Source organism: Mesorhizobium sp. LSJC280B00 (genome assembly GCF_000502835.1).
Taxonomy (GTDB): Bacteria; Pseudomonadota; Alphaproteobacteria; order Rhizobiales; family Rhizobiaceae; genus Mesorhizobium.
Genome location: NZ_AYVL01000006.1, coordinates 99,903 through 118,188 on the forward strand (window position 1 = coordinate 99,903; position 18,286 = coordinate 118,188).

Below are 18,286 nucleotides of genomic sequence, written 5' to 3' on the forward strand. Positions count from 1 at the left end.
GTTCCCCTGTTTCGATTGGTTATGCTGGATTTCAGGAATCGAGACGACCAAGGACGATCGCGTCCTCGGCGTCCCAGGCGATCGGCACTGCGTCGCCGACGGCAACCGGGCTGGCGAAGAAGCTGGTGTCGTCGACGATCACCGTGAACTCCTCGATGCCGGCGCCATTGACCGAGAGCTTCACGGTCGAACCGCGGTACTCGACGTTTGCAATAATGCCGGTGAAGCCGAGCCCGGCTGCCGGCGGCTCGCCGATGCGCACGTGGTCGGTGCGAATGGCGATGTCGATGGGTTCCCCGGTCTCCCTGCCCTGCCCGCTGGCCGCGAGCGTGACGCCGCCGGGCACATCGAAAACGACCATGCCGTCGCGACTGCCGGCGACGCGCCCGGAGATGACATTGTGGTCGCCCATGAAACGAGCGACGAAGGCCGTGGCCGGCCGCTCGAACACCGTGCGAGGGTGCGCCGCCTGCTCGATACGGCCGTCGTTCATCACCACGATCAGGTCGGCCAGCGCCATCGCCTCTTCCTGGCTGTGGGTGACGTGGACGAAAGTGATGCCGAGCGACGTCTGCAGCTTCTTCAGTTCGGCTCGCATGCGGATCTTCAGGAAAGGATCGAGCGCCGAAAGCGGTTCGTCGAGCAACAGCGCCTCGGGATCGGTGATCAATGCGCGCGCAAGAGCAACGCGCTGCTGCTGCCCGCCGGAAAGCTGCGCCGGGCGGCGGCTGGCATAGGCCTCCATCTGCATCAGCTTCAGCATGTCGAGTGCCTTGACGCGGCGTTCCTCCTTGCCGACGCCTTTCATCTTCAGGCTGAAGGCGACATTGTCGATCAGGTCGAGATGCGGAAACAGTGCGTAGGACTGGAACATCATGGCAGTGCCGCGCCTGGCCGGCGGCAGGTCGGTGACCACTGTGTTGCCGAGACGCACGTCGCCACTCGATATGCTCTCGTGCCCGGCGATCATGCGCAGCGTCGAGGTCTTGCCACAGCCGGACGGACCGAGCAGGCAGCAATAGGTTCCCGCAGGGATTTTCAGGCTGATGCCTTCGACGGCAGTCGTCGCGCCATAGACTTTCGAAACGGACACAATGTCGATTTCGGCGGCTTTGGACATCCAGCTTCCCCTTTGGTCGGATTAGCCAAAGCATCATGCGTGCCAGTTGCGCGCCGCCGCACCAACCGACTGAATCCTCGAAGAAATCAGGGCCGCCTCTATTTAGCTGCCGATACGTCGCCCTTGTGCAATGCACAAATTATAGGCGATTGCCGCCGATCTTCGCAAAGATCGTATGCAATCTTTTTCATCTCTGTATTCACTTTGTCTCTCGTCCAAGCGATGCGATTCAGGGTAGAAGAACGCAGGACCACTGCCATGAACATTGCCGACCAGACCTTCCCTGCTATCGAGGCCGCCAACGAGGATCGCGCGCAGGCGATCCGCGACCAGTTGCGCGACGCGATCGTCGATCGCCGGCTGGCGCCGGGAACAAAGCTTTCCGAAGGCGAAGTCGGCACGCTGTTCGATGTCAGCCGCACCGTGGCGCGTGCGGCACTGCAGATGCTTTCCTTCGAGGGATTGGTGCGCACCGAGCGCAATCGCGGCGCCTTCGTCGCCAATCCGTCGCCGGAGGAAGCGCGGCAGGTTTTTGCTTCGCGCCGGCTCATCGAACCAGGCATCGCGATTGCCGCCGCCGGACGGATGACGCCGGCGCATGTCGCCGCGTTCAAGGCCCAGCTCGACGAAGAAGGCCGTTTCATCGCCGAACGCGGACCGAACGCAAGGCGATCGGAGATCAAGGCGTCGGGGGATTTTCACCTGCTTCTGGCGTCGGTCGCGGGAAACGTCATCCTGCAGCGCTTCATGGAGGAATTGGTCGCTCGTTCATCGCTGGTGATCGCACTCTATGGCCGCTCGGGCATCTCGAGCTGCGGCCACAACGAACACACGCAGATCCTCGAGGCGCTGGAAAATGGCAATGCCGAACGCGCCAGCGCGCTGATGCTGCACCACATCGACCATATCGAGGCCGACCTCGATCTGCGCGTCAGGAGCGGCCCGGCACTCAGGCAGGCGCTCGAGTTCTGAGATCGCGTCAACGCACGATCCTCACACACATCGGCGTGCCAATATCGATGGATCGGCCGGCGTCGGTCAGCCGGCCGGTTGCGACATCACGGGCGAAAATCGAGATGCGGTCGGCATTCTGGTTGGCCGAGAACAGATGGCCGCCCGAGGGCGTCAGTGCCAGATTGCGCGGCGTGGCGCCGCCGCAAGGCGTATAGCCGACAAGGGCAAGCCTGCCGGTTTGCTGGTCGATCGAAAACACCACGATGCTGTCATGGCCGCGGTTGGAGCCGTAGAGAAAGCGGCCGTCAGGCGAGATCTGGATGTCGGCGCAGTGATTGCCGTCGCGCGCCTCGGGCGGCACGGCCGGCTTGCTGTCGATCACCGGAAGCTTGCCTGATGCTTCGTCCAGCGCCAGCGAGACAACCGTCGAATCCAGCTCGTTCATGACGAACACGAAGCGACCGCCCGGATGCAGTGCGAGATGGCGCGGACCCGCGCCTGGCGCAAGCGCCGACTCGGCGAGCTTCGTCAGGCTGCCGTCTGAGCCGATGCGATAGGACACCAGCCGGTCGATGCCGAGGTCAGCGACGATCGCCATGCCGCCGGCAACCGTCTCGGTTACGCTATGGGCATGCGGCCGCTCCTGGCGGGCAGGATCTGGTCCGGTCCCGCTATGGGCAACGCTCGACAACGGCGCTGTCAGGCCGCCATTCTCACCCAACCCATAGACCACGACCGAGCGATCGGGGCCGCCCTCGCCCATGCCGTAATTGGCGACCAGCAGCTTCGTCCGGTCGCGCGTGATGGCGTTGTGCGCCGTGATGCTGCCCAGCGTCGGCTGCTTGTTGATGTAGGACGGCGTGGCGGTCTGCCTGTCGAAACGGTAGGCCGAGACCACCCCTTCGCGCCAGGTGAACACTTCTGAGTTGGCATAGATGTGGGAGCCGTCCGGCGTCACCGACAGGAAGGTGGGATTGTCGATGTCTCCCGTCTCGGCCAGTTTCTTCGTCCGCAGCGTCCCTTCGTCGAAACTGTAGACACCCAGCCCGATGCCGCGCGCGCCCTGAAAATACGGGGCGTCGCGATTGAGGCTGCCGACGAAAACCAGACAGGCATTCTGCATCACTTCCTCCCTTGTCCGCCGGCATTGGCCCCGACGGAGCAGGCAAAATTTCGCCTGTTCACGCTTGCAACACAACCCCATATGTGAAAATACTATTCACAAAAGAAGATTGACGGGAGGATCGATCATGCATTTCGCTGGTCTGCGGCGCGCCCTGATGGACGATTCCCGCTCCCAGAGGAAGTCGTCATGAGCGGTTTCGCGCCAACCGTGGGCGTGGCATCGACACACCCCGCCAACATGCCTAGGAATCACGCCGACCTTCCCGTCTGGAACGCGGAGAACTGGTTCTACGAAGACTGGCCGGTCGGCCAGAAGATCCGCTCGCTGCGCCGGACCATTGCCGAGGGCGACAGCCATCTCTTCAACACGCTGGTGCTCGACATCCATCCATACGTGCAGGACCAGATGTTCGCCGAGACGCAAGGCATTTTCGGCAAGCGGCTGGTGGCAGGGGCCTTCGTGTTCTCAGCCGGGCTCGGTCTCGTCGCCACCAATTGCATCAACGCCTTTTCGTATGGCTACGACAAATTGCGCTTCATCAAGCCGGTGTTCATAGGCGACACGATCTATTCGATCCGCTCCAACCTCGACAAGAAGCCAAAATACAAGGAAATGGGGCTGATCCGCGCCAGCTATGAAGTCTTCAAGGGTGAAGGCGAGCTCGTGCTTTATTGCGAGCACCTGCAGACGGTGAAGTACCGCAATCCGGCCGATTTCGCCGGCAAGACGGAGAAATAGGCAATGGCTGCCATTGCCGAACTGCCGCTGACCGGGCTCATCGTTGTCGATATGAGCCAGTTCTTGTCCGGGCCCTACTGCTCGCTCAGACTGCTCGACCTCGGCGCTCGCGTCATCAAGATCGAACGGCCGGATGGCGGCGACCTGTCGCGCCGGCTTTATCTCAGCGACACCGAGATCGGCGGCGATTCCACCATTTTCCATGCGATCAACCGCGCCAAGGAAAGCCTTTCCATCGACTTGAAGGACGAGGCCGACCTTGCGGCGCTGCGCGGCCTGCTGGCCAAGGCCGACGTGCTGATCCAGAATTTCAGGCCCGGCGTCATCGAACGCCTGGGCTTCGATTACGAGGCGGTGCGCAAGATCAATCCGCACCTGGTCTATGCCTCGATCAGCGGCTATGGCGACGAAGGCCCGTGGGTCAAGCGGCCCGGGCAGGATCTGCTGGCGCAGGCCCGCTCCGGCGTGATGTGGCTGAACGGCGACGAGGACCAAGGGCCGGTGCCCTTCGGCCTGGCGATCGCCGACATGCTGGCGGGTTCCGCCGCCGCGCAAGGCATCCTCGCCGCACTGGTGCGGCGCGGCGTGACCGGCAAGGGCAGCCATGTCGAGACCAGCCTGCTCGAAGCGCTGGTCGACTTCCAGTTCGAGGTGCTGACCACGCACCTCAATGACGGGCGCCGGCTGCCGCGGCGGTCGAGCTTCCGCAGCGCGCACGCCTATCTCTCGGCGCCCTACGGCGTCTATCCGGCCAAGGACGGCTATCTGGCGATCGCCATGACGCCGATCTCGAAACTCGCCGATCTCCTCGGGCTCGAGGAGCTTGCGCCCTATCGCGACCAGCCGTCGACCTGGTTCACCGCCCGCGACGAGATCAAGGCGATCATCGCGCAAAAGATCGCAACGAAGACGGTCGACGAATGGCTTGCCATTCTCGAGCCTGCCGACATCTGGTGCGCCAAGGTTTTGACCTGGCCGGAGATGATGGCCAGCGAAGGCTTCCAGGTCCTCGACATGCTGCAGACGGTGACGCGCGAGGATGACGTTTCGATCCTCACCACGCGCTCGCCGCTCAGGGTAGACGGCATCCGCGCGAAGGTCGAGCGGGCCGCGCCACGCATCGGCGAGCACAGCGCAAAAATCCGCGCGGAGTTCGGGCTGTGAGCGACGTCACGCTCAAAGGCATGACCTGGAGCCATCCGCGCGGCTATGACCCGATGGTCGCCTGTTCGAGACTGTGGAAGCAACAAACTGGCATCGCCGTTGAATGGGACAAGCGCTCGCTGCAGGATTTCGAATCCTTCCCGGTCGAGGAACTGGCCCGTGCCTACGACCTGATCGTCGTCGACCATCCGCATGTCGGCCAGATCACCGCCGAGAACTGCCTGACGCCGCTCGATGTCGCCGGCCGGGAAGGCGAGCGTGCAGCACTTGCGGCGGGCAGCGTCGGCCGGTCCTTTCCGAGCTACAACTGGCAAGGCCGGCAGTGGGCGTTTCCGATCGACGCGGCCAGCCAGGTGCAGGCATGGCGGCCCGACATGCTTTCGGCTGCGCCGGCGAGCTGGGCCGATGCCCTCGATCTGGCCCGGCAAGGCCACGTGCTGTTGCCGCTCAGGCCGCCGCATTCGCTGATGGTGTTCTACACGCTTGCCGGCAATCTCGGCCGACCCGCCGGTGAAGGCCCTGGCGACCATGTGGATCCGGCAGCGGGCAAGCAGGTCTTCGAGATGATGCGCGAGATCGCAGCCCTCGTCGACCCGGCCTGTCTTGGCATGGATCCGATCGCGGTTCTGGAGCAAATGGCCGGATCCGGCTCGCGGATCGCCTGCGCGCCGCTGATCTATGGCTATGTCTCCTATGCCATCGCCGGGTTTCGACCCAACCGCCTGGCTTTCGCGGATATTCCGGCCGCTGGCAATGCCGGCCCCAAAGGCTCGGCGCTCGGCGGCACCGGCATCGCCGTGTCGGCCTTCTCGAAGGCCGGACAGGAAGCAATCGACTTCGCCTACTGGATCGCCAGCGGTGACGTGCAGCGCGGCCCTTACGCCTCGGCCGGCGGCCAGCCCGGCCATGCGGCAGCCTGGGCGGATGCCGCCGTCAACGCCGCCGCCGGCAATTTCTACAAGGACACGCGGGCCACGCTCGAAGGTGCCTGGGTCAGGCCGCGGCACGACGGCTACATGGCGTTCCAGCAGGCGGCGTCCGATCGCATCAATCTCGGCCTGAGCGAAAGGCACAATGCCGCTCGCGTCGTTGCCGATCTCAATCGCCTGTTTCGGGAGAGCCTTTCGACGCAGGTGTCCGGCGTTGCCGGCGGAGGAGCCTGAACAACCGAACGGAGGAGAACATGAACAGCCTGATCCGCGGCCTTATGGCCGCAACCGCACTTGCATCGGTCACGACCATAGCCTGCGCTCAAGACGTTTCGGGCGTGATTGCTGGATTGCCGACCGAACTGAAGGCGCAATATGACGGCGCGCCGCAAAAGGTGCTGCCGTCGGCCTGGGATAATTTCACGCCGCCGCCAAAGCCATGGAAATGGTGCCACTCCGAGTCCTACCAGGGCAATCCGTGGCGCGTCACCGTCACCAAGGAGTTGAAGCGGCTGGTCGACGGCCTGATCGCCGACGGCACCGTGGCGAGCTTCGAGGTGTCGGATTCCAACAACGACGCCAGTCAGCAGATCAACCAGATCCGCGCCTTCATCGACAAGAAATGCTCGATCATCACCTCGATCCCCGGCTCGGCGACGGCGCTGGACGATGCCATCGATGCCGCAGCCAAAGCCGGCATCCCCTTCATCACGGCAGCTGGGTCGGTGACCAGCCCGAATGCGATCAATGTCGATTCCAACTATGCGCGCTGGGGCTATGACATGATGACGGCGATCGGCAAAGCAATGCCGGACGGCGGCAGCGTGCTTCTGGTCGAAGGCATTGCCGGTCACCCGATCGTCGTGCAGGAGCGCCAGGGTGCCGACAAGGCGCTGGCCGAAAATTCAAAGCTCAAGGTCTCGCGCAGCGTCAACGGCAATTGGACGGCCAACGTTACCAAGACGGCGGTGCTGCAGGCAATCGCCACCAATCCGGCGCCGATCGATGCAGTGTGGACGACGGGCAGCGAAAGCCGCGTCGTCGCCGAGGCCTTTGCCGAGGCCGGCCGCCCTGCCCCGCTGATCACCGGCTCGATCACCGGCGATGCGCTCGGCTACTGGAAGGCCAATCCCGACAAATACCGCTTCGAAGGCCATGCGGTTCTGCCGCACTGGACGGCCGAGACGCTGTTTCGTGTCGGGGCGCGCATGCTGGATGGGCAGAAGCCCAAGCTCAACACGCTGCTGATCCCGATTCCGCCGGTGCACAATGCCGACCTCGGCGCCTGGTACAAGGACTGCATGACGCCGGACGCCGTCTCGATCTTCCCGGTCCCGCCGAAGGATCCGATGCCGGAGGAATGGCTCGATGCCTATTTCGCCAATCCGGCACCGACCAAGGGCTGGGACTATTCGAAGGTGCCGGACGCCTGCGCCAAGTAGCATTTATGAGGGCCGGCTCCGCACCAGCGGTGCCGGCTTTCTACATCAGGATTGCTCATGCTGGAAGTCCAGGCCATCTCGAAACGCTACGGCGAAACGATTGCGCTGGCCAATGCCTCCATCGCATTCCGCGCCGGCACGATCCACACCATCCTGGGCGAGAACGGTTCGGGCAAGAGCACCCTGGTCAAGCTGCTGTCGGGGATCGTGCAGCAGGACAGCGGCGCGATCCTGCTCGACGGAGCGCCCTTTACCGGCCTCTCGCCGGCGGCGTTCCAGACCGCCGGGTTGGCCACCGTGTTCCAGGAAGTGCTGATCGCGCCTGACCGTTCGGTGACGGACAACATCCTGCTCGGCCTCGACGGCCTGCTGACGCGCACCGTGCCGCGCGCCGAGCGGCGGCAACGCGCGCAAGCGGTGCTGAAGCGCTTCGCGGTGACCGAGATCCCGCTCGACCAGTTGGCCGGGCAAGTGCCGCTTGCGGTTCAGCAATTGGTAGTGCTCGCCCGCGCCGTGGTGCGCAGCCCGCGCATTCTCATCCTTGACGAGGTTACAGCGGCGCTCGACTTTGCCGATCGCGAGGCGGTCTTTGCCATGATGCGCAAGCTTGCCTCCGAAGGCTGCCTGATCCTGTTCATCACCCATCGCATGGACGAGGTGATGTCGCTTTCGGACCGGATTTCCGTGCTGCGCGGCGGCAGCGTGGTGACGACTGAGGAACGCGGCACGTCCACCGCATCCGAACTTCTCAGAGCGATGGCGCCACGCACGGCGGCGGAGCTGGCGCATGGCTGATCGCGCCAGCCTTTCGGTGCGTGGCCTGGTGATCGCGCCGGGCGCAAGCCCCATGACGCAAACCATTGCGCCGGGCGAGATCGTCGGCCTTGCCGGCCTCGACGGCCACGGACAGGAGCGGTTCCTGAAAGTGCTGGCCGGCCTGGAACGCCCGGCCGGCGGCGAGGTGACCGTCGAGGCGCCAACCGGAGCGCGCGCGATCACCAATTTCCGCAAGGCGGTCGCCGGCGGCATCGCCTATTTGCCGCGCGACCGGCGCACCACCGGCATTTTTCCGACCCAATCGGTGCTCGACAATTTTGCCGTCTCGACGCTGTCGCGCGATATGCGTTTCGGCCTGCTCAGCTTCGCCGCGCGGCGGCAGCGCTATGAGAGCTACCGGGACAGACTGTCGATCATCGCGCCACGGCCGGACGCCCCGATCACCACGCTTTCCGGCGGCAACCAGCAGAAGGTGCTGCTGGCCCGCGCATTGGCGCTGGAACCGGCGATCCTGCTCCTCAATGATCCGACGCGCGGTGTCGACGTGGCGACGCGCCATGTCCTCTACGATGTGTTTCGTGGACTGGCGGCGGACGGCATGGCTCTGGTCATCCTGTCGAGCGAGATCGAGGAGATCCTGCTGCTTTGCCATCGCGTGCTGGTATTTCGCGAACAGCAGGTCGCGGCCGAAATCACCGGAGACGCGATGAAAAGCGATACGGTGATCGCCGCCATGTTCGGACGCGCCGCATGAGCGGGTTGCGGCGCATGGCGGCGCGATGGCGCGGCGCTGGCTTTGCGGCAGTGCTGCTGGCCATCCTGATCGCGGTCAATCTGCTGCTCAATCCGGCGCGCTTCCATCCTGCCGCCTGGGGCGCGCTGATCGGGCTCGCCGCGCCGCTGATCGGCGCAGCGGTCGCCTCGGCTCCGGTGATCCTCGCCGGGCGCGGCGGCATCGACATTTCCGTCGGGCCGCTGATGGGCTTCGTCAATGCGATGGTGATCCAGGTGCTGTTTCTCAGGCTTGGCATGTCTTCGCCGCTGTTCATCGTGCCGGCGGCGCTTCTGATCGGCGCGATCGTCGGCGCCGCCAACGGCTTTCTGGCGACCATCGTCCGCATCCAGCCGATCGTCGCAACGCTCGGCACCTATCTGATCCTCACCGGCATGACGCTGACCATCCTGCCGGCGCCGATCGGGCCGGCGCCGGGCTGGCTGAAGGCAATGGCCGGACCCTGGTCGGCGCTGCCGCTGGCGCTGATCTTCCTGTTCTGGTGGCTGGTGCGGCAGACGCCTTATTACGACCAGCTGATGGCGGTGGGCAGCGACGATCGCGCCGCCTACACGGCCGGCGTTCCAGTCACCAAAGTCCGTTTCATCGCCTATGTCATGACCGGCATACTTGCCGCCTGTGCCGGCCTGATGCTGACCGCGCTGATCGGTTCGGCCGACCCTAATATCGGGCCAAGCTACACGCTGATCGCGATTGCCGCGGTGGCGCTCGGCGGCGTCAGCCTTGCCGGCGGGCGCGGCGGGCTCGCCGGGGCCGCGATCGGCGCTGTCGACATCTTCCTGCTGCAGAGCGTGCTGACCGCCTTCAACGTCTCCACCTATGTGCTGCAGATCGCCTATGGCGCGATCCTGGTTGTGGCCGTGATCATGACGGCGCTGCAGGAGCGGCTATCAGGGCGGAAAGGCTGAGAAGCATGAGCCGGAACTGGTTCCAATCCACCAATGCCCGCGTCGCCGGTGCCTTTGCCGTCGCTGTCGCCTTGCATGTCCTTGGCACCTTGCTCATCCCGGGCTACTCCCAGCCCTTCGCCATCCGGGCGCTGCTGGTGATCGCCTCGCTGCTGGCGGTGGCATCGATCGGCCAGACCCTCGTCGTCATTCTCGGCGGTATCGATCTGTCGATCCCCTTCATCATCGGCTTTGCCAATGTCGTTGCCGCACAGCTCTACGGCGACGGCTGGAATTTTGTTTTTGTCTGCGCGGCCGTCGTCGCGCTCGCCATACTGATCGGGGCGCTGAACGGCCTGATCTCGCGCGGGCTCGACATCCACCCGCTGATCGTCACGCTCGGCACCGGCATGATCGTGCAAGGTGCCGTCCTGTTGTGGACCGGTGGCTTTCCGTCCGGATCGGCGCCTGCAGCGGTTTCCGCCTTCGTTTCGATCGGCGGTTCGGTCGGACCGCTGCCGGTGCCGGGGCTGGTGCCATGCGTCGCGGTGCTGACCTTGCTGGTGGCGCTGGTGCTGGCGCGCACGCCCTACGGCCGCCGCCTCTATGCCCTCGGCAGCAATCCAGGTGCTGCGCCGCTGGCGCTGATCGATCCGGTCCGCATGTGGACCGTGACCTATGCCGCGAGCGCCTTCTTCGCCGCCGCGGCCGGCGTGCTGCTGCTCGGCTTCACCGGTTCGGCCTATGGCGATGTCGGCCAGCCCTATCTGTTCCAGACGATCGCAGCCGTGGTGGTCGGCGGCGCCGCCCTTGTCGGCGGCCGCGGCAGCTATTTCGGCACCATTGCCGGCGTCCTGGTGCTGACGGAAATCAACACGCTGCTGATCGGGCTCGGCTTCCGGCCCTCGACCGTGCAGGCGGCACTTGGCCTGGTCATCGTGCTCCTGGTTTCGCTCTACGGTCGCGAGCGGCACGTGTCGGCGACGATCTGAGGCCACCTATTCGTTTGAGCCGCATTTGTGCGACGCCAAGGGATTCCACTTGGCTGCAAAATGCTCTACAAACTCCACAGCCGCTTGGCGTTGCCGGACAGCAGTTGTTGCCGTTCATCGGCGCTGGTGCCGGCAAGCAGCGCGTGCGTTGCCGCAATCCAGGTCGCAAGCCCGCCGCCGAGCGTGCAGACCGGCCAGTCGCTGCCCCAGACGACGCGGTCCCAGCCGAAGCATTCGATGGTGTGCTCGACATAGGGAAGCAGCGTTTCGACAGTCCAGGATCCGGCATCCGCATATGCGACCACACCGGAAATTTTGCCGACGACGTTCGGGCGCCGCGCGATTTCCGCCATGTGCTCGCGCCAAGGGTGCTCGGCACCCCCCTTGATGTCCGGCACGCCGCAATGGTCGAGCACGAACTGCATGTCCGGCGCCAGGTCGGCGAGTGCCGTCGCCTTGGGGATCTGGTGCGGCAGAACGACAAGGTCGAAGGTCAGGCCGCTGCCGCCTAGCCGCTTGATGTTTTCACGAAACAGCGCGCCCTCCGAAAGCTCGTCCGGCATGACGTGCAGCACGCGGCGAAAGCCCTTGACGAAAGGATCGGCGCGCTGGCGCTCGAGATAGGCGGCAAAGCCTGGCTCTTCCGGACGGCAGGAGGCAATCGCTCCCCTCAGCAAACTGCCCTTTTGCTGCGAGAGCGCTTTGACATGGCCGGTTTCGGCCTCGATGTCGGCTGGATCGACATCGACTTCCATGTGCAACGCGCCCTCGATGCCAGCCCGGCGCGCCTGGAGTGCATATTCGTCGTAGGAGAAATCGCGGTTGAGTGCCGGCACGCCGGCCAGCCAGGGATAGCGTAGCGCGGACTGGTCGATCAGGTGCAGATGGGTGTCGAAGATCATGGTGGCGCGCTCCTCCTTGGCGACTTCGAGATCATCTCACGGAGAAAATCTTCATTCAAATAAGAATTCATCGCGATTGCTTGACGGTCGACCCCGCCAGTTGCGACAGCTTTTCGGTCGCTGCCAGCAGCAGCTCTATCGTCCTGGTGATGTCGGGCGCCTTGGGTGCGTTGACCAGGGTTATGTAGGGGATCGACAGTGCGGCGATCGCCTTGCCGTCCGAGCCGAGAACGGGTGTCGACAGGTTGAACACGCCTGCCGTCTGCATCGACGCCATCATCTCGTAGCCGCGTTCCCGGATCTGGTCGAGGCGGGCGAAGAATTCCGGCGATTGCGGTGGCTTGTCGGTGCTGCGCAGATGTTCTGAGATCATCATCTGGCGCTCGTCCGGCGGGCGGAACGCCAGCAACACATGGCCGGAGCCGGTGTCGAACAGGCTGATATGCGAGCCGACGCGGATGGAGATGCCCCAGTAATCCGGCGCCTCCTGCTGTGCGATCACCACCGCGGAACCGCGGTCGAAGACGACGAGCTGATTTGCCTGCTGTGTGGTTTCGGCCAGTTCGCGCATCAGCGGCGTCGCATAGGAAACCAGCCGGCGCACCGGCGCGTGCAGCTGCGCCAGGCCAAACAGCTTGAGCGTCAGCGAATAACGGTCGCCATCCGGCCGCGTGACATAGCCGCGCCGCACCAGCCGGTCCAGCATGCGGTAGAACTCGTTCGGGCTGCGGTCGAGCTTCTTGGCGATTTCCGCCTGCGTCAGGCCGCCGTCGACGCCGGCCAGCAGCTCGAGAATGTCGAGCCCCTTGTCCAACGCCGGGGCTCGATAGCGGTCATCTTCCTCGTCCTCTGCCATTGGGCTTCTCCAGTGAATTTCACCTTTCATATACGCATAACGGCATTGCTTCCGGAAGAACTTTCGGCTTGACGATCCTATAAATGTTTTGTTTGTATATGAATGAAGCTGCCGATCCGCCCTCGCTATGGATCGACGCAGACTCTTGGGAGGATACCAATGACGAAACTGTTTTGCGGCCTGTCGGCCGGCGTAACGCTGCTCGCACTGGGTGCGAGTGCCCTTGCTGCCGACCTGCCCGGCAAATTCGACGGCGTCACCATCGACGCCAAGCTGATCGGCGGCCAGCAATATGAAGGGCTGTACGCACGCATCGGCGAATGGGAAAAACTGACCGGCGCCAAGGTCAACGTGATCTCGAAGAAAAACCACTTCGAGCTCGACAAGGAAATCAAGTCGGACATCGCCTCCGGCAGCATCAACTGGTGCGTTGGGTCGAACCATTCGTCCTTCGCGCCGCAATATCCTGATATCTACACCGACCTCAACAAGCTGCTGCCGAAGGAGGAGATCGACGCCTTCGTGCCGTCGACGATCAAGGCCTCGACGCTCGACGACAAGCTGGTGATGCTGCCGCGCGCGCAGTTCGACGTCTCGGCGCTCTACTACCAGAAGAGCCTCTACCAGGACGAAGCCAAGAAGGCCGCCTACAAGGCCAAGTACGGCAAGGAACTGACACCGCCCGACACCTGGGACGAGGTCGCCCAGCAGGCGGAATTCTTCGCCAGCCCGCCCGATTTCTACGGTACCCAGTTCGCCGGCAAGGAAGAGGCGATCAACGGCCGCTTTTACGAGATGCTCATCGCCGACGGCGGCGAATACCTCGACAAGGATGGCAAGCCGGCCTTCAACTCGGAAGCCGGCGTGCACGCGCTCGACTGGTTCGTCAATCTCTACAAGGCCAAGGCGGTGCCGGCCGGCACCACCAACTATCTGTGGGACGATCTCGGCCAGGGCTTTGCCTCGGGCACCGTCGCCATCAACCTCGACTGGCCGGGCTGGGCAGGCTTCTTCAACGATCCGAAGTCGTCGAAGGTCGCCGGCAATGTCGGCGTGAAGGTGGCGCCGAAGGGATCGGCAGGCATTCGCACCGGCTGGTCGGGGCACCACGGATTTTCGGTCACCGAAAACTGCGCCAGCAAGGAAGCCGCGGCGTCGCTGGTCTGGTTCCTGACCAATGAGGACAGCCAGAAGCTCGAGGCGACAAGCGGCCCACTGCCGACCCGCACGGCGGTGTGGGACTGGGACATCCAGCAGGCGGCCAACGATCCTTACAAGAAGGAAGTGCTGGCGGCTTTCCAGGAAGAGGCAAAGCACGCTTTTGCCGTGCCGCAGACACCTGAATGGATCGAAATCTCCAACGCCGTCTATCCCGAATTGCAGGCCGCCATCCTTGGCGACAAGACCTCCAAGCAGGCGCTGGACGACGCTGCCGCCAAGGCCACGCAAATCCTCGAGGACGCCGGCAAGCTTTGACCATTCTCCCAAGGGGGCGCCGCGCTCATCGAAGAGCGGCGTCCCCGAACTTTTTACGAACCATGCGCAACACGCTTTGTCTTGATCCCAGCTCGCCGATGGCGGCCTTCGGTGTCCGGGCACCAACCAGAACCGGATCGCCATGAAAGGCTGGAGACCTTCGCCGCCATTGCTGCTCCTGCTGCCGGCGGTGATCGTTCTGGCGGCGGTGGTGGTGGTGCCGCTGCTGCTTTCGCTCTATTCCAGCTTCACGCCGTTCCGGCTGACCAGGCCGGAGACGTTCTGGGTCTTCATCGGCGCGCGCAACTACGTCACCATCCTGACCAGCCGCGCTTTCTGGGTCGCCTTTGCCCGCACCGTGGTGCTGCTGACGGTGGCGCTCAACCTGGAAATGCTGATCGGGCTCGGGCTGGCCCTGCTGGTGGAGAAGGCATCGCGCGGCCAGCGGATCCTGCGCACCATCATGATGTTTCCGATGATGTTTTCGCCGATCCTCGTCGGCTTCCAGTTCAAATTCATGTTCAATGACAATATCGGCCTGGTGAACAATGCCCTGCAGGGGCTCGGCCTGACCGATCGCGCCATCCCGTGGCTGATCGACGGCAATCTCGCCTTCATCGCCATCCTGATCGCCGAGATCTGGTCGTCGACCTCGGTGTTCGCGATCCTGATCCTGGCCGGGCTGCTGGCGATGCCGCGCGAACCGGTCGAGGCGGCCCGCGTCGACGGCTGCACGCCGTGGCAGACATTCCGCTATGTCACCTGGCCGTTCATCATGCCGTTTGCCTTTATCGCCATGACCATCCGCTCACTCGACGTCGCGCGCGCCTATGACATCGTAAAGATCATGACCGACGGCGGCCCCGCCGGCCGCACCGAACTGGTCTGGACGCTGGTCGCCCGCACCGCCTACAGCGACGCCAGGATGGGAATGGCCAATGCCATGGCCTATTTCTCGATCCTGCTGTCGATCCTGTTCACCGTCTATTTCTACCGCAAGCTCGCCGCAGCGCGCACGCAGATCGCGGCGGAGTGGTGAGGATGGACCAGAACAGCCTGCATCGCGTCGGCAACAAAGCGCTCGGAATCGTTCACGGCATCGGACTGTTCCTGGCCATGCTGGTCATCTGCCTGCCCGGCATCTGGATCGTGCTGTCTTCGCTGCGGCCGACCGTCGAAATCATGGCCAAGCCGCCGGTGTGGATCCCGCAGCAACTCTCGCTCGACGCCTACGTCGCCATGTTCAGCGGCGTCGGCCAGGGCGGCATTCCGGTGCTCGATTACTTCCGCAATTCGCTGATCATCTCGGTGACCTCGACGGTGATCGCCATCGTCATCGGCATGGCCGGCGGCTACGCCTTTGCGCGCTACCGCTTTCGCGCCAAGTCGGCGATGTTCCTCGGCCTGATGCTGACGCGCACGGTGCCCGGCATCGCGCTGTCGCTGCCGCTGTTCTTTGTCTTTGCGCGGCTCGGCATCATCGACACGCATTTCGGGCTGATCCTGGTCTATGTCGCGCTCAACGTGCCGTTCACCGTCTGGCTGATCGACGGCTTTTTCCGCCAGGTGCCGAAAGATCTCGCCGAAGCCGCGCAGATCGACGGCTGCACGCGCTGGCAGGCCTTCTGGCAGGTCGAGTTTCCACTCGCCGGGCCCGGCATCGCCTCGGCCGGCATCTTTGCCTTCCTCACCTCCTGGAACGAGTTCGCGCTCGCCTCGCAGCTGACGCGCTCGATCAACTCCAAGACCCTGCCGGTCGGCCTGCTCGACTATACGGCCGAATTCACCATCGACTGGCGCGGCATGTGCGCGCTCGCCGTGGTCATGGTCATACCGGCGCTCACGCTTACCTTCATCGTCCAGAAACACCTCGTCGGCGGCCTCACTTCCGGCGCGGTGAAAGGCTGACATGGCAACCGTATCGCTCAAGAACCTCACCAAAAGCTACGGCCCGGTGGCGGTGGTGCACGGCATCGACCTCGAGGTCGCCGACCGCGAGTTCATCGCGCTGGTCGGGCCGTCCGGTTGCGGCAAGTCGACAACCCTGCGCATGATCGCCGGCCTCGAGGCGATCAGCGACGGGATCATCGAGATCGGCGGCCGCATGGTCAACGACCTGCCGCCGCGCTCGCGCAACATCTCGATGGTGTTCCAGTCCTATGCGCTCTATCCGCATATGACCGTGCGCGAAAACCTCGGCTTCTCGCTCAAGATAGCCGGCGCCGCGAAGGAAGAAATGGACCGTCGCGTCGCCGAAGCGTCCGGCATTCTCGGCCTCGACCAATTGCTCGACCGCCGGCCGTCGCAGCTGTCCGGCGGACAGCGCCAGCGCGTCGCCATGGGCCGCGCCATCGTGCGCGATCCCGACGTCTTCCTGTTCGACGAGCCGCTTTCCAATCTCGACGCCAAGCTTCGGACGCAGATGCGCACCGAGATCAAGAAACTGCATGCCAAGGTCCGGTCGACGGTGATCTACGTCACCCATGACCAGGTCGAAGCGATGACATTGGCGGACCGTATCGTCATCATGCGTGACGGTTTCATCGAGCAGGTCGGCACACCCGACGAGGTCTTCCGCCGGCCGCAGACACGCTTCGTCGCCGGCTTCATCGGCTCGCCGCCGATGAACCTGCATGAGGCGGTTGTCGACGACGGACAGTTGCTGTTCGCCAGCGGCGAGAGATTGCCTCTGCCCAGCCAGTTCAAGGCCAATGTCGGAACCGGCGACAAAGTCGTGTTCGGCCTCAGGCCCGACGACATCTATCCGACCGGGCATGGCATCAGCTCCGGCGAAGACGTCGACGTCCACCAGGTGGAGTTGCCGGTGACCGTCACCGAGCCGCTCGGCAACGAGACGCTGGTGTTCGCCGAATTCAACGGCAGCGACTGGGTATCGCGGATGCTCAATCCAAAGCCGCTGAAAGCCGGCGACCGGGTCAAGATGAGCCTGGACCTGTCGCAGGCCCATCTGTTTTCCGCCGAAACAGGCAGGACATTGCGAGGTTAAAATCATGGCAAAGATCGAGAAAATCGAACTGCGGATGGTCGACCTGGTGCCGAAGGTCAAGCGCACCGATGCCATCCAGAGTTTTGTCAGCCAGGAAACACCGATCGTCACCATCACCGACGCCGACGGCGCGGTCGGCACCGGCTACAGCTATACGATCGGCACGGGCGGCTCTTCGGTGATGCGGCTGCTGGCCGACCACCTTGCGCCGCGGCTGATCGGCCGCGATGCCGACATGATCGAGGCGATCTGGCACGAGCTGGAGTTCGCCACCCATGCCACGACGATCGGCGCGATCACGGCAATCGCGCTGGCGGCCATCGACACTGCCCTTTGGGACCTGCGGGCCAAGAAACAGAGGCTGCCGCTGTGGAAGCTGGCCGGCGGCGCCAAGGACCGCTGCCCGCTCTACACGACCGAAGGCGGTTGGCTGCATATCGAAACCGAGGCGCTGGTCGCGGATGCGCTGGCCGCCAAGGGCAAGGGCTTTCGCGGCTCGAAGGTCAAGATCGGCAAGCCGCACGGCTCCGAGGATCTTGTCCGGCTGACGGCGGTGCGCCGGGCGGTTGGAGACTCCTACGAAATCATGACCGACTGCAACCAGGGCTTCTCGGTCGACGAGGCAGTCCGCCGGGCCGAGCGCTTGCGTGAACTCGATCTCGCCTGGATCGAGGAACCGTTGCCGGCCGACGACATAGACGGCCATATCCGCCTGTCGAATGCGACGTCGACGCCGATCGCCGTCGGCGAGTCGCTCTACTCGATCCGGCATTTCCGCGAATATATGCAGAAGGGCGCGTGCTCGATCGTGCAGGTCGATGTCGGCCGCATCGGCGGCATCACGCCGTGGCTGAAGGTGGCGCATGCAGCCGAGGCGTTCGACATACCGGTCTGCCCGCATTTCCTGATGGAACTGCATGTCAGCCTGACATGCGCCGTTCAGAACGGCAGATATGTCGAGTATATTCCCCAGCTCGACCAGCTGACCGGCAAGAAAATGCGTATCGAGGACGGGCACGCATTGGCACCGGACGAACCCGGCATCGGCATCGACTGGGACTGGGATGCGATCAAGGCGAAGAGCATCGCGGAATTCACCATGGCGATAGAAAAATAGGAGGCG

The 18,286-nt window shown here is 64.0% G+C and carries 18 protein-coding genes; 14 read left to right on the top strand and 4 right to left on the bottom strand.

Annotation, left to right across the window (positions count from 1 at the left end):
• Positions 1-31: 31 nt before the first annotated feature.
• On the bottom strand, positions 32-1,120 hold the full coding sequence (locus X773_RS50830) for an ABC transporter ATP-binding protein (RefSeq protein WP_023676075.1): 1,089 nt from the start codon (positions 1,118-1,120) through the stop codon (positions 32-34).
• A 258-nt stretch (positions 1,121-1,378) separates the two neighbouring features.
• Between X773_RS50830 and X773_RS50835 the strand changes: the two genes are divergently transcribed.
• Positions 1,379-2,092 (top strand): GntR family transcriptional regulator, encoded by a 714-nt coding sequence (locus X773_RS50835; protein ID WP_023676076.1) that lies wholly within the window; start codon positions 1,379-1,381, stop codon positions 2,090-2,092.
• A 7-nt stretch (positions 2,093-2,099) separates the two neighbouring features.
• Here the strand turns inward: X773_RS50835 and X773_RS50840 are convergent, their stop codons facing one another.
• Positions 2,100-3,197: a lactonase family protein gene (locus X773_RS50840; RefSeq protein ID WP_023676077.1), complete on the bottom strand. Its 1,098-nt coding sequence runs from the start codon at positions 3,195-3,197 to the stop codon at positions 2,100-2,102.
• Between the two features lie 189 nt (positions 3,198-3,386).
• Here X773_RS50840 and X773_RS50845 point away from each other — a divergent pair, with 189 nt between their 5' ends.
• From X773_RS50845 to X773_RS50880, 8 genes are read left to right on the top strand one after another with little or no spacing between them, the layout of a single operon-like run.
• Entirely contained in the window at positions 3,387-3,938 is a 552-nt protein-coding gene (locus tag X773_RS50845) for a MaoC family dehydratase (protein ID WP_023676078.1), read from the top strand.
• A 3-nt stretch (positions 3,939-3,941) separates the two neighbouring features.
• Positions 3,942-5,102, top strand: a complete 1,161-nt coding sequence (locus tag X773_RS50850) for a CaiB/BaiF CoA-transferase family protein (RefSeq protein ID WP_023676079.1) — start codon at positions 3,942-3,944, stop codon at positions 5,100-5,102.
• Positions 5,103-5,122: 20 nt separating this feature from the next.
• A complete protein-coding gene (locus tag X773_RS50855; RefSeq protein WP_198023551.1) occupies positions 5,123-6,265 on the top strand; it encodes an ABC transporter substrate-binding protein in 1,143 nt (380 codons plus the stop codon).
• 20 nt (positions 6,266-6,285) lie between these two features.
• Positions 6,286-7,473, top strand: a complete 1,188-nt coding sequence (locus X773_RS50860; protein WP_023676081.1) for an ABC transporter substrate-binding protein — start codon at positions 6,286-6,288, stop codon at positions 7,471-7,473.
• A gap of 57 nt (positions 7,474-7,530) precedes the next feature.
• Positions 7,531-8,268 carry an ATP-binding cassette domain-containing protein gene (locus X773_RS50865; protein WP_023676082.1) on the top strand — a complete coding sequence of 246 codons (738 nt, stop codon included), beginning with the start codon at positions 7,531-7,533 and terminating at the stop codon, positions 8,266-8,268.
• Complete coding sequence (locus X773_RS50870; RefSeq protein ID WP_023676083.1) at positions 8,261-9,004, top strand: ATP-binding cassette domain-containing protein; 744 nt, start codon at positions 8,261-8,263, stop codon at positions 9,002-9,004. Before X773_RS50865 ends, X773_RS50870 begins: the two co-directional genes overlap by 8 nt.
• Positions 9,001-9,951, top strand: coding sequence for an ABC transporter permease (locus tag X773_RS50875; protein ID WP_023676084.1), 951 nt, complete (start codon positions 9,001-9,003; stop codon positions 9,949-9,951). The genes X773_RS50870 and X773_RS50875 overlap by 4 nt, the downstream gene beginning before the upstream one ends.
• A 5-nt stretch (positions 9,952-9,956) precedes the next feature.
• Positions 9,957-10,922 (top strand): ABC transporter permease, encoded by a 966-nt coding sequence (locus X773_RS50880; RefSeq protein ID WP_023676085.1) that lies wholly within the window; start codon positions 9,957-9,959, stop codon positions 10,920-10,922.
• A gap of 65 nt (positions 10,923-10,987) precedes the next feature.
• On the opposite strand, the gene X773_RS50885 is transcribed toward X773_RS50880, so the two are convergent.
• Positions 10,988-11,824, bottom strand: coding sequence for an amidohydrolase (locus tag X773_RS50885; protein ID WP_023676086.1), 837 nt, complete (start codon positions 11,822-11,824; stop codon positions 10,988-10,990).
• Positions 11,825-11,891: 67 nt separating this feature from the next.
• Positions 11,892-12,680 carry an IclR family transcriptional regulator gene (locus X773_RS50890; protein WP_023676087.1) on the bottom strand — a complete coding sequence of 263 codons (789 nt, stop codon included), beginning with the start codon at positions 12,678-12,680 and terminating at the stop codon, positions 11,892-11,894.
• 159 nt (positions 12,681-12,839) lie between these two features.
• Between X773_RS50890 and X773_RS50895 the strand changes: the two genes are divergently transcribed.
• The 5 genes from X773_RS50895 to X773_RS50915 all read left to right on the top strand — a co-directional run bounded on the left by X773_RS50895 (position 12,840) and on the right by X773_RS50915 (position 18,280).
• The gene (locus X773_RS50895; RefSeq protein ID WP_023676088.1) at positions 12,840-14,156 is read left to right on the top strand and encodes a sugar ABC transporter substrate-binding protein; all 1,317 of its coding nucleotides are present in this window, start codon (positions 12,840-12,842) and stop codon (positions 14,154-14,156) included.
• Between the two features lie 142 nt (positions 14,157-14,298).
• Complete coding sequence (locus tag X773_RS50900; RefSeq protein WP_023676089.1) at positions 14,299-15,195, top strand: sugar ABC transporter permease; 897 nt, start codon at positions 14,299-14,301, stop codon at positions 15,193-15,195.
• 2 nt (positions 15,196-15,197) lie between these two features.
• Positions 15,198-16,064 (top strand): carbohydrate ABC transporter permease, encoded by an 867-nt coding sequence (locus tag X773_RS50905; RefSeq protein WP_023676090.1) that lies wholly within the window; start codon positions 15,198-15,200, stop codon positions 16,062-16,064.
• Position 16,065: 1 nt separating this feature from the next.
• Entirely contained in the window at positions 16,066-17,163 is a 1,098-nt protein-coding gene (gene ugpC, locus X773_RS50910) for a sn-glycerol-3-phosphate ABC transporter ATP-binding protein UgpC (protein WP_023676091.1), read from the top strand.
• Positions 17,164-17,167: 4 nt separating this feature from the next.
• Positions 17,168-18,280, top strand: a complete 1,113-nt coding sequence (locus tag X773_RS50915; RefSeq protein WP_023676092.1) for a mandelate racemase/muconate lactonizing enzyme family protein — start codon at positions 17,168-17,170, stop codon at positions 18,278-18,280.
• The last annotated feature ends 6 nt before the right edge of the window (positions 18,281-18,286 follow it).

Excerpts from the sequence above, each read along its gene's own strand:
- X773_RS50830 (WP_023676075.1), bottom strand. The coding sequence starts at position 1,120 with ATGTCCAAAGCCGCCGAAATCGACATTGTGTCCGTTTCGAAAGTCTAT.
- X773_RS50835 (WP_023676076.1), top strand. The coding sequence starts at position 1,379 with ATGAACATTGCCGACCAGACCTTCCCTGCTATCGAGGCCGCCAACGAG.
- X773_RS50840 (WP_023676077.1), bottom strand. The coding sequence starts at position 3,197 with ATGCAGAATGCCTGTCTGGTTTTCGTCGGCAGCCTCAATCGCGACGCC.
- X773_RS50845 (WP_023676078.1), top strand. The coding sequence starts at position 3,387 with ATGAGCGGTTTCGCGCCAACCGTGGGCGTGGCATCGACACACCCCGCC.
- X773_RS50850 (WP_023676079.1), top strand. The coding sequence starts at position 3,942 with ATGGCTGCCATTGCCGAACTGCCGCTGACCGGGCTCATCGTTGTCGAT.
- X773_RS50855 (WP_198023551.1), top strand. The coding sequence starts at position 5,123 with ATGACCTGGAGCCATCCGCGCGGCTATGACCCGATGGTCGCCTGTTCG.
- X773_RS50860 (WP_023676081.1), top strand. The coding sequence starts at position 6,286 with ATGAACAGCCTGATCCGCGGCCTTATGGCCGCAACCGCACTTGCATCG.
- X773_RS50865 (WP_023676082.1), top strand. The coding sequence starts at position 7,531 with ATGCTGGAAGTCCAGGCCATCTCGAAACGCTACGGCGAAACGATTGCG.
- X773_RS50870 (WP_023676083.1), top strand. The coding sequence starts at position 8,261 with ATGGCTGATCGCGCCAGCCTTTCGGTGCGTGGCCTGGTGATCGCGCCG.
- X773_RS50875 (WP_023676084.1), top strand. The coding sequence starts at position 9,001 with ATGAGCGGGTTGCGGCGCATGGCGGCGCGATGGCGCGGCGCTGGCTTT.
- X773_RS50880 (WP_023676085.1), top strand. The coding sequence starts at position 9,957 with ATGAGCCGGAACTGGTTCCAATCCACCAATGCCCGCGTCGCCGGTGCC.
- X773_RS50885 (WP_023676086.1), bottom strand. The coding sequence starts at position 11,824 with ATGATCTTCGACACCCATCTGCACCTGATCGACCAGTCCGCGCTACGC.
- X773_RS50890 (WP_023676087.1), bottom strand. The coding sequence starts at position 12,680 with ATGGCAGAGGACGAGGAAGATGACCGCTATCGAGCCCCGGCGTTGGAC.
- X773_RS50895 (WP_023676088.1), top strand. The coding sequence starts at position 12,840 with ATGACGAAACTGTTTTGCGGCCTGTCGGCCGGCGTAACGCTGCTCGCA.
- X773_RS50900 (WP_023676089.1), top strand. The coding sequence starts at position 14,299 with ATGAAAGGCTGGAGACCTTCGCCGCCATTGCTGCTCCTGCTGCCGGCG.
- X773_RS50905 (WP_023676090.1), top strand. The coding sequence starts at position 15,198 with ATGGACCAGAACAGCCTGCATCGCGTCGGCAACAAAGCGCTCGGAATC.
- ugpC (WP_023676091.1), top strand. The coding sequence starts at position 16,066 with ATGGCAACCGTATCGCTCAAGAACCTCACCAAAAGCTACGGCCCGGTG.
- X773_RS50915 (WP_023676092.1), top strand. The coding sequence starts at position 17,168 with ATGGCAAAGATCGAGAAAATCGAACTGCGGATGGTCGACCTGGTGCCG.